The sequence below is a fragment of the Bacteroides difficilis genome, assembly GCF_048319815.1.
Taxonomy (GTDB): domain Bacteria; phylum Bacteroidota; class Bacteroidia; order Bacteroidales; family Bacteroidaceae; genus Bacteroides; species Bacteroides zhangwenhongii.
Genome location: NZ_CP182814.1, coordinates 2572469 through 2583447 on the forward strand (window position 1 = coordinate 2572469; position 10979 = coordinate 2583447).

At 45.6% G+C, this 10979-nt stretch carries 6 protein-coding genes; 1 reads left to right on the forward strand and 5 read right to left on the reverse strand.

Annotated elements, in window-relative coordinates; all coding sequences use genetic code 11:
* The first annotated feature begins 74 nt into the window (after positions 1 to 74).
* Positions 75 to 2711, forward strand: a complete 2637-nt coding sequence (locus tag ACNOGP_RS09420; RefSeq protein WP_418214643.1) for a valine--tRNA ligase — start codon at positions 75 to 77, stop codon at positions 2709 to 2711.
* 173 nt (positions 2712 to 2884) lie between these two features.
* On the opposite strand, the gene ACNOGP_RS09425 is transcribed toward ACNOGP_RS09420, so the two are convergent.
* The 5 genes from ACNOGP_RS09425 to ACNOGP_RS09445 form a co-directional block, all read right to left on the reverse strand.
* Positions 2885 to 3331, reverse strand: coding sequence for a hypothetical protein (locus tag ACNOGP_RS09425; protein WP_007765259.1), 447 nt, complete (start codon positions 3329 to 3331; stop codon positions 2885 to 2887).
* A 61-nt stretch (positions 3332 to 3392) separates the two neighbouring features.
* Positions 3393 to 4499 carry a DUF6340 family protein gene (locus tag ACNOGP_RS09430; protein ID WP_418214644.1) on the reverse strand — a complete coding sequence of 369 codons (1107 nt, stop codon included), beginning with the start codon at positions 4497 to 4499 and terminating at the stop codon, positions 3393 to 3395.
* A 162-nt stretch (positions 4500 to 4661) separates the two neighbouring features.
* Complete coding sequence (gene secA, locus ACNOGP_RS09435) at positions 4662 to 7982, reverse strand: preprotein translocase subunit SecA (RefSeq protein WP_007765267.1); 3321 nt, start codon at positions 7980 to 7982, stop codon at positions 4662 to 4664.
* A gap of 195 nt (positions 7983 to 8177) precedes the next feature.
* Entirely contained in the window at positions 8178 to 9752 is a 1575-nt protein-coding gene (locus tag ACNOGP_RS09440; RefSeq protein WP_195531954.1) for an alkaline phosphatase family protein, read from the reverse strand.
* A complete protein-coding gene (locus ACNOGP_RS09445) occupies positions 9752 to 10975 on the reverse strand; it encodes a DUF4105 domain-containing protein (RefSeq protein WP_418214645.1) in 1224 nt (407 codons plus the stop codon). The genes ACNOGP_RS09440 and ACNOGP_RS09445 overlap by 1 nt, the downstream gene beginning before the upstream one ends.
* Between the last annotated feature and the right edge of the window lie 4 nt (positions 10976 to 10979).

A 10979-nucleotide genomic window follows, 5' to 3' on the forward strand; every position in this document is an offset into this window, starting at 1 on the left:
ACTTATTTATTAATTTTGCACCCGTATTTCGCAAACTTTCGCAATAAATAAATTTATTATATACATAAAGCAATATGGAATTAGCAAGTAAGTACAATCCCGCTGATGTGGAGGGAAAGTGGTACCAGTATTGGCTGGACAATCATTTATTCAGTTCTAAACCCGATGGCCGTGAACCTTACACCATCGTCATTCCTCCTCCTAATGTCACTGGTGTGCTGCACATGGGACATATGCTTAATAATACCATTCAGGATATTTTGGTTCGTCGTGCCCGTATGGAAGGCAAGAATGCGTGCTGGGTTCCGGGCACCGATCATGCTTCTATTGCGACAGAGGCGAAGGTGGTGAACAAACTAGCCGCGCAAGGTATCAAGAAAACCGATTTGACTCGTGACGAGTTCCTGAAGCACGCTTGGGACTGGACGGACGAACATGGAGGTATTATCCTGAAACAGCTTCGCAAGCTCGGTGCATCCTGCGATTGGGATCGTACTGCCTTTACTATGGACGAAAAACGTAGTGAAAGTGTTATCAAGGTATTCGTAGATTTGTTCGATAAAGGCTTGATCTATCGCGGAGTCCGTATGGTGAACTGGGACCCGAAAGCGCTGACCGCTCTTTCGGACGAAGAAGTCATCTACAAAGAAGAACATGGAAAACTGTATTATCTCCGTTATAAAGTAGAAGGTGATCCGGAAGGCCGTTATGCGGTAGTGGCAACTACCCGTCCGGAAACGATCATGGGTGATACGGCAATGTGTATCAATCCTAACGACCCGAAAAATGCATGGCTGAAAGGGAAGAAAGTAATTGTTCCGTTAGTGAACCGTACTATTCCTGTGATTGAAGATGAGTATGTGGATATCGAGTTCGGTACAGGTTGTTTGAAAGTAACTCCCGCTCATGATGTAAACGACTATATGCTGGGTGAAAAATACAATCTTCCCAGCATTGATATCTTCAATGATAACGGTACGTTGAGTGAAGCCGCCGGTATGTATATCGGTATGGATCGTTTTGATGTCCGCAAACAGATTGAGAAAGATCTCGAAGCTGCCGGTCTGCTGGAGAAAACAGAAGCCTATACAAATAAGGTAGGTTACTCGGAACGTACCAACGTAGTGATCGAACCGAAACTATCTATGCAATGGTTCCTCAAGATGCAGCATTTTGCAGATATGGCCTTGCCTCCTGTGATGAATGATGAATTGAAATTCTATCCTGCAAAATATAAGAATACTTATCGCCATTGGATGGAAAACATCAAAGACTGGTGTATCAGTCGTCAGTTGTGGTGGGGACATCGTATTCCCGCTTATTTCCTGCCGGAGGGTGGTTATGTAGTGGCCGCTACTCCGGAAGAGGCATTGGCGAAGGCAAAAGAAAAGACAGGCAATGCCGCTTTGACGATAGACGATCTTCGCCAGGACGAAGACTGTCTGGATACTTGGTTCTCTTCATGGTTGTGGCCTATTTCTTTGTTTGATGGTATCAACAATCCGGGTAACGAAGAAATCAAGTACTATTATCCGACAAGTGACCTGGTGACAGGTCCGGATATTATTTTCTTCTGGGTAGCCCGCATGATTATGGCAGGTTATGAATATGAAGGAAAAATGCCGTTTAAGAACGTTTACTTCACGGGTATCGTTCGTGATAAGCTAGGGCGTAAGATGTCCAAGTCACTCGGTAACTCTCCCGATCCGCTCGAACTGATTGACAAATATGGTGCTGACGGTGTACGTATGGGAATGATGTTGTCTGCTCCCGCTGGCAATGATATCCTTTTCGATGATGCGCTTTGCGAACAGGGACGTAACTTCTGTAACAAAATTTGGAATGCTTTCCGTCTGATTAAAGGATGGACAAATGGTATGGGTTCCGTTCCCATTCCCGCTGATGCACATTTGGCTGTTCAATGGTTTGATCAAAGACTGGATGCGGCGGCAGTTGAAGTAGCCGATCTTTTCTCCAAATATCGTTTGAGTGAAGCGTTGATGTTGGTTTATAAGCTGTTCTGGGATGAATTTTCTTCTTGGTTGCTGGAAATAGTGAAACCGGCTTACGGACAACCTGTAAATGGTTTTATTTATGATATGGTTCTTAGCTCTTTCGAACGTCTGCTTGAAATGCTTCATCCTTTCATGCCGTTTATTACAGAAGAACTGTGGCAGCAACTGCGTGAACGTAAACCGGGTGCCAGCTTGATGGTAACCCAAATGTTCGAGCCGAATGAAGTGAATGAGAAATTCCTGCAAGAGTTTGAGGTTGCTAAGGAAATTATCAGTAATGTTCGCAGTATCCGTTTGCAGAAGAATATTGCCATGAAAGAACAACTTGAATTGCAGGTTGTAGGCAGTCATCCGGTAGAGAAGATGAATCCGATTATCATTAAGATGTGTAATCTTTCTTCTCTTACAGTAGTGGAGAGCAAGCCGGAAGGTGCCGCTTCCTTCATGATCGGAACAACTGAATTCGCCGTGCCATTGGGGAATATGATTGATGTGGAAGCGGAGATCGCCCGTATGGAAGCGGAACTCAAACACAAAGAAGGGTTCTTGCAAGGAGTGCTGAAAAAACTTAGTAACGAGAAATTCGTTAATAATGCTCCGGCAGCTGTTCTTGAATTGGAACGTAAGAAACAGGCAGATGCGGAAAGTATTATCAAATCTTTGAAAGAAAGTATTGAGGCTTTGAAGAAGGTATAACTTTCTGATACTTTTTGTATATGTAAGGCATCTCAATTAGATTTGGGATGCCTTCTGTTGTTAATTCAATAAGTGCTGTTTCTTCTAAATTAACTTTTAATATTGAATATTTCGTTCCAATCTAAGCTGGAACGAATCAGCTTGATAGAAAGAATTGTAATTAGTGAAGGAGTTTATTTTTCTAACAACTCTTTTAAGAAATCGTCCAATTCCTTATCCAATCCTTTCAGAAGTTCATCGTTTACCAGTATTGTATCGTCGTCTATTAATAACAACTCGGCTACGGTTTCTTTTTCTTCATCTACCAGAACGAATGAGTAAGGCTTCAAGATGGTAATCTTCTCGAAGTCCCCCGCCTCCTTCATTCTGCACAGGATACTGCGCAAAGAAGGTTCTACATTCTCCAAAAAATCATCACCGTCGTATGTAGCCCATTCTTCTATCATGACGTTAGCTAATTCTTCATCATCATCGTTGTAAACATTAAGTTGCCCCGAAGTCTGGTCCGGTTGGAGGTGGATATCGGTTACTGCTGTTTGTTCACAGTTACAGGTGTATTTAGCGACTGCCTTTTGGATAGCCGATTCGATAATAGATAGTGATTGTTCGCTCAATTTCATGGGTTCCTTCTTTTTGTTAGCTCAAAGGTATAAAAAAAATAAGATTTGATACACGATTTCCTTAAAAATCATCATTAAATCGGCTCATTTGTAGCTTAAGCTTGGATAATTGGGCGTTTCTCTCCTTCAATTCGGTTAAATAGAGGCTGATGTAGAAGTAATTCGGTGCTTCATCGGTATTGATTTTATTGTTGCCGGTATTCTTTTTCAATTCTGTTTTCCGGGCGTGTTGTTGAGCGGTAGTAGCCCATTCTTCCGCTTTTGCCAGACTATCTTTCATCTCATAATAAACAGCTATATTAAGAGCTGCACGCATCTTTTTCTTTTCGTTTTTAGTCGATTGGTAGGCTTGATTCCAAAGTTCGTATGCTTCGTCCCACGAATTTTCGCGTACATAAATGGCCGCATCGCGCATGGGGACAGAGCCACCGGTATACAGATAACGCTTCCCGTTCTTCCAGATAGGGACAATATATTTTACGGGCACGGTTCCTGCGAACTCAGCAGCCTCTTTCAGCATATCTTTTGTGGGGATGATTTGTGCGGCGGCTTCTGTAGGTGAAATTCCGAAATCCTCCCAGAAAATGCTGTCATTGAGACGGATAGTAGCCATCGGTTTACTCCGTTCGGGCAGGTATACGGATACCGTTGGATAGACTTTCGCATCTATCGCACCTTGATAACACCCGAATTCCTCCAAGTAACGTACTGTTTTCGTTATTTTGAATTGCAGATTTTCCAAAGCAATAATCAGATCTACTCCCAGATCGGAAGCTAGTTGGCGGACTTCCTCTTGAGAAAGTGTACTTTCACGGGAGATTTTATCGTTTGCCCGCAAGGCAGAGTCGCAAATCACCACTTCGTCAAAGTAGTTCTGATGCGCTATCTCTTCCGCCATCGCTTCTGCCGCAACCTTAGGATCGCCATTGGTATAAGCTATGGCACGGCTTATTTCAACTCTATTGTCTTTCGACTTTTTAGTTTGGGGAGTCAGCTTATCGTCCGGTGCATTACTTGTATTATTTACGATGGCCACTTTACGAAGTTGAGGAGGAAAACTTAAATCGGCAGGTTGCAGATAATCAATGGAAATCTGTTCTATACTTTGACAGCTGCCGAATAGTAATAGAAACAGAGAAACGAATGCCAATGAATAAGATTTTGCCATAGTCAATACAATTTAATACATTTAGTAGTTTGAACAAAAGTACTATTTTGAAAGAACAAAAGAAAGCCTCAAACAGTTTTTAACCGTTTAAGGCTTTCTTTTATAATCGGAAGATAGGGAGCGCCGGGTACAAATCCTGTCGTCTGCTCCTTACCTCATTGATCAAAGATTTCTTCCGTGGCAGTTCTTGTACTTCTTACCGCTTCCGCATGGACAAGGATCGTTGCGTCCTACTGTTTTTTCGGCGCGAATCGGTTCGCGTTTCTGCTGTTCGCGGGTATCCTGATTGGCGGCAGCCTGCTGGTTCGGGTCGTTCAAATCCTGTTTGTTCTCACGATACTTGCTCATGTCCTGACGTTGTTCCGGAGCAGCCTGACGTACTTCTACCCGGCGTGCGGACGGTTCGTCCGGAGCTTCCTGTACAGGAATTTGTCCACGCATCAGGATAGACACAGTCTGGTTGTTGATTTTGTTCACCATTGCGTCAAACAGCGTTACGGATTCCAGTTTGTAAATCAATAGCGGGTCTTTTTGTTCATAGCTGGCGTTCTGTACCGAATGTTTCAGTTCGTCCAGTTCACGCAAATTCTCTTTCCATGCTTCATCGATCACATGGAGCAGGATTGATTTCTCGAATGATTTCACCACCTCTTTCGATTCCGATTCGTAAGCCGCTTTCAGGTTGCAAGAGATGTTGTACATACGTTTGCCGTCCGTAATAGGAATCAGGATGTTTTCATACATATGTCCTTGATTCTCATATACTTGTTTGATAACCGGATTAGCGATTTGAGCCAGACGTTCGGTCTTGCGTTTGAAATTCTCCATCGCAATGTTGAAAGTCTTGTCGGCCAACTTCTCTTTCTTCTCGTTGCGGAACTCTTCCTCTGTGAACGGAGTTTCCATAGCCAACGTTTGGAGCAGTTCCATCTGACAACCCTCGTAGTCATTATTTTCGATGGCATTCGCGCAACGGTCCCAAATCATATTTACGATATCCATACCGATACGTTCACCCATCAGCGCATGGCGGCGTTTCGTGTAGACAACCGTACGTTGCTTGTTCATAACGTCGTCGTATTCCAACAGACGCTTACGGATACCGAAGTTGTTTTCTTCTACCTTCTTCTGGGCGCGTTCGATAGAATTGGAAATCATTTTATGCTCAATCATTTCGCCTTCCTGGAAACCGAGTCTATCCATTACGCTTGCGATACGGTCGGAAGAGAACAGACGCATCAAGTCATCTTCCAGTGATACGAAGAATACAGAAGAACCCGGGTCACCCTGACGTCCTGCACGACCACGCAACTGGCGGTCTACACGGCGGGACTCATGACGTTCCGTACCGATAATCGCCAAACCGCCTGCAGCCTTTACCTCCGGACTTAGTTTGATATCCGTACCACGACCTGCCATGTTGGTTGCAATCGTTACCGCGCAACTCAAACCGGCTTTCGCTACGATTTCGGCTTCTTTCTGGTGCAACTTCGCATTCAATACATTATGTTCAATCTTACGCATGGTCAGCATTTTACTCAGCATTTCGGAGATTTCTACCGAAGTGGTACCTACCAACACCGGACGTCCTGCCTGAACCAATTGTTCGATTTCCTCGATCACGGCTTTATATTTTTCGCGCTTAGTCTTGTAAACGCGGTCGTTCATGTCTTTGCGGGCAATCGGACGGTTGGTCGGGATTACCACAACATCCAATTTATAAATGTCCCAAAGTTCGCCTGCTTCCGTCTCGGCAGTACCGGTCATACCGGACAGCTTGTGATACATACGGAAGTAGTTCTGCAAAGTAATCGTGGCGAAAGTCTGCGTAGCAGCTTCCACTTTCACGCGTTCCTTTGCTTCGATAGCCTGATGCAGTCCGTCAGAATAGCGGCGGCCTTCCATGATACGTCCGGTCTGTTCGTCTACAATCTTCACTTGTCCGTCGATAACCACATACTCGTCATCTTTCTCGAACATGGTGTACGCCTTCAATAATTGGTTGATTGTATGTACGCGTTCCGATTTAACGGCGTAGTTAGTCAGCAGTTCGTCCTTCTTCTGGAGTTTTTCCTCGTTAGTCAGGTCCGGCACATTCTCCAGTTCCGAGAGTTGTCCGGCGATATCGGGGAGTACGAACAAGGTCGGGTCTTCTGAGTTGCCGGTAATCAGGTCTACACCTTTGTCTGTCAAATCTACGCTGTTCAGCTTCTCGTCGATGACGAAATACAACGGATCAGTCACCTCATGCATACGCTTGTTGTTCTGCTCCATATAGATTTCCTCTGTCTTGAGCATACCGGCCTTGATGCCTTGCTCACTCAAGAACTTTATCAACGCTTTATTTTTAGGCAATGCCTTATGACTGCGATACAAAGCGAGGAATCCCTCTTCCATATCTTTCTTGTCACCGGTTGCGATCAGCTTCTTGGCCTCAGACAAATATTTGGTAGCCAATATCTTCTGCGCTTCTACCAGACGTTCAACCAACGGACGGAGTTGTTCGAATAATTGGTCATCGCCTTTCGGCACAGGCCCGGAAATAATCAACGGAGTACGTGCGTCGTCAATCAGTACGGAGTCAACCTCATCGACAATCGCGTAGTTGTGCTGACGTTGTACAAGGTCTTTCGGACTGATAGCCATATTGTCGCGCAGGTAGTCGAAACCGAATTCGTTGTTCGTTCCGAAAGTGATGTCGGCCAGATATGCCTGACGGCGTGCGTCGGAGTTCGGTTGATGGCGGTCGATGCAATCCACACTCAGACCGTGGAACATATAGAGAGGACCCATCCATTCGGAGTCACGTTTTGCCAGATAGTCGTTCACGGTTACCACATGAACACCGTTTCCGGTCAATGCGTTCAGGAATACCGGGAGGGTAGCTACCAATGTCTTACCTTCACCGGTTGCCATTTCCGCAATCTTGCCTTTATGGAGAACGACACCACCAAACAACTGTACGTCGTAGTGAACCATGTTCCACACCGTGTCGTTACCACCGGCCATCCAGTGATTCTGATAAATGGCTTTGTCTCCCTCGATGCGTACAAAATCCTTTGTTGCAGCGAGCTGGCGGTCGAATTCCGTGGCAGTCACTACAATTTCTTCATTTTCGGCAAAACGTTTGGCAGTTGCCTTAACGATGGAGAAAGCAACGGGCAATACTTCGTCCAATGCTTTTTCATATTTCTCCAGAATTTCTTTTTCTATCTTGTCTATTTGCGCAAATACTTCTTCGCGGTCTTCCAGTTCAAGGCTTTCGATACTCGCTTTCAGTTCTTCCACTTTCGCACGTTCGGTGGTTGCTGATTCGCGGATATATTTTTTGAGTTCTTCCGTTTTTGCGCGGAGTGCGTCGTTATCCAGTTTCTCAACCTCCGGGTAGGCGGCTTTAATCTTCTCCACCCAGGGCTTGATTTCTTTCATGTCTCGTGTGGATTTGTTTCCGAAAATCGAGCTTAAAAATTCATTAAATCCCATGTTCTATTATTTAGTTTATTATTTATCTTTTTTGCACCACGGATTTCACAGATTCTCACGGATCTTTTATACAGGACACAGATTTTTCTTTTCAATCTGTGTGAATCTGTGGAATCCGTGGTGGATAATCCCTGCAAAGTTACATTAAAATGCTGATTTATTTATGTTTTGCACCCTGTTTTTATGAGTAAACTTTTACCGCAAGTCGGTAATAGGGGCGGAGCTGCAGGCGTTGGGAGCCCGGATACGCATGAAATGAGCCAGTGTAGGCGCAATATGTTCAATGGTTACAGGAGTCTGTATGATAGCCGGTTTCACCGAGTGACCGATGAAAATCAGCGGTGAGGGGATGAACGAATGGCGTACCACCTTGTTCTCGTGGCTGTTCTCGTCAACGATTGACCATCCGGGAAGAACATCGATTACCAGATCCCCCGAGCGTTTACGATGATATCCGTTACGTATTTTGTGGATTTCCGGAGTCCACGAACCCAACAGAAGCCTGTTGGCGGAATATGCCTCATTCACTCCACTGAATTGCATCAGGAATTCGGCGGACTTCTCTTGTACTTCCGTCAGATTGAGTTGCTTTTGTTCCAGCAACTTATGATTCAGATAAATCTGTTGGTTGTGATAAGTTTCCACATATTTTCCTTCCCCGTACGTAGCCATCAGATACATATTCAGCAAAGCGGCGCAACGGTTGAGGTAGAACTCTCCTCCGGGAATTTTGTATAATCCCGAATCAGACGATTCGCTGTCTGTATATCCGGTGGAAGTGACGAAGATGAGCACGTTCTGCAAGCCCACTTTCCTGTCGAGCAGTTCGAGCAGGTTGGCAATGCTACGGTCAATGCGCACGTAGGTATCCTGCATTTCCATTGCACATTCCTGTACGGATTTATGTGCGTAGTTGCCGGCATAATAAGTCAGTGCCAATAAGTCAGTAATGTCGTCCATGCCGATTGAACTCTTGCTCAATGCTTCTTCGGCAAGCGCATTCACTTCATCGTTCACGAAAGGGCTGGTGATGAAACGGCGGTACTTGTTGTTGCGGTCGTCATCAAATTTATATTTGAAAACCATATCCCGCCAGTCTGGCAGGAATGTGTACATCCCGCGAGGAAATACCGGTTCCCATACGATATTCGCAATACGGAAATCGACGGCTTGGCGGTCGTTGTACTGACTTGCCCACCAAGGAAATTCTCCGTAATAAGTTGTTCCGCTCCATTTTCCCGTGTTGGGATTGAGCCAGAAAGCACCGTTCCCGGCATGTCCGGCGGCAAAAATCGCCGCGTCACATTTGGGAGCGATGGCATATACAAGCCCCTTGCCTTGAGTCGCTATTTTGAGCTCATCGGCAATGGTGGAAGTCAATAATTTGGAAGGAGAACACGTCTGGTCGGTATAGTACCCCATGAAAGCCGTGTCGTCTGTGCTGTTGACAGGACGTAGGGTAGCCGCGTCCATCCATCGCTTGGAGATGATTCCGTTCATGGAGGGAGTCGTTCCGCTGTAAATGGCGGCTATGGCAGACGAGCGGTCCACACCGCTGAAAGTATATTCGGCATTATAGAACACTCTTCCCTCTTTCCAAAGGCGTTTGAAACCTTTCTCCCCGTAAAGTGATGAGAATGCTTCCAGGTAGTCCGTACGCAGTTGGTCAATCGTCAGTCCCACCACGAGCTTGGGTGCAGCAGGCAACGACTGAGCTTGTAGCCCGGTGAAGGTAAGTACGGTGATAAGGGAAGTCAGTAATCCTTTCATTATTTCTTTTTAGATGTCACAATTAAGTTGCTCGCTGAACGTATCAGCAAACTGAGTGCCAAAGGTACAACAGCTAAGTCAAATCTTTGTGGAATTAGCGGAAAAAGCACTATAAAAAGTGTTAAAATGATCAAATTCAAGGTCAAATACCAACATTTCTTTCCTTTTCGGTCACAATAAATGATGTAGGGAAGGAAAAGAAGTTGTCCGGGGTGAAACACGAGCAATAAGAAATTGGAACTGACGGCCGGGTGTTCGGAAAAGAGAGCCAGAAAGGCAAGAACACAACCTACGATACCTGCCGCGCTGAAAAGGAAGAGGTCTACTCCCCATAGTCTGGTTCTTCGCCGGATACCGTAGATGGTAGCGCCGACTGTCAATATAAATAAAAGCAGGGCGCATTGTAGCGGAGTGAATATCCAGCCGCTTTCATCCGTCTCGGGAGTGGCGTCTACAATCAGTCGGGCGGCTTCCGCAAGCGGTCGCTGAATGGAGTCATTCTCAATTTGCGCTCCGGCAAAGGCATCCATCAGATAAAATGGGGCAAACATCATCTGCCGCTGTGTGATAGGACGGTCTGCTTCGCTTCCGATACATAAGTCAATGCCGAAGCGTGCCCACGTATGACCTTTGCAATATTGATGCACGATGTCGCGGAAAGACCGTGAGCCGTCCTGCGGTTTTGCGGGATAAATCACTTTTCCGGCAATGCTTTCTTCTATCTTGTCGCGGGGACGGGTGGCGCAATTGTCGTAAAAGAAATTATAACGGTACACCCGGTTCTCGGGACGATAATTCTCTTGTAGCAGACGGATTAATTCGGCCTTTTCTCTTTCGGTCAGGTTCAGAGTCTGTTGCCATACGCTACGTCCGAAGAATGCGTATTCTGCCGCAAAATGGGCATAATCGGTTGCGCCCAGTTGATAATCTGTCTCTCCGAGAGAGAAGCGAAGTATGAAGTTGGGGGTGTTGAAGCTGAACAGACCGTAGTTGAAAACTACATCAATCCCTTGTGAAGGATTTTCGTAACGGATGGCTGTATGTCCGAACAGAGAATAAATCTCCTCGCCGGGAGCACAGGTCAGCAGGCTGATACGGATGGAGTCATGACCGTCTGCGGCCGGGCCGTTGCTTTTCATTGCGGACGCACCGGTGGTGGAAAAGAACAACATGAATAGCACAAGCGGCGACATACAGCGGAAAAAGTCATTAAATCGTTTCATCGGA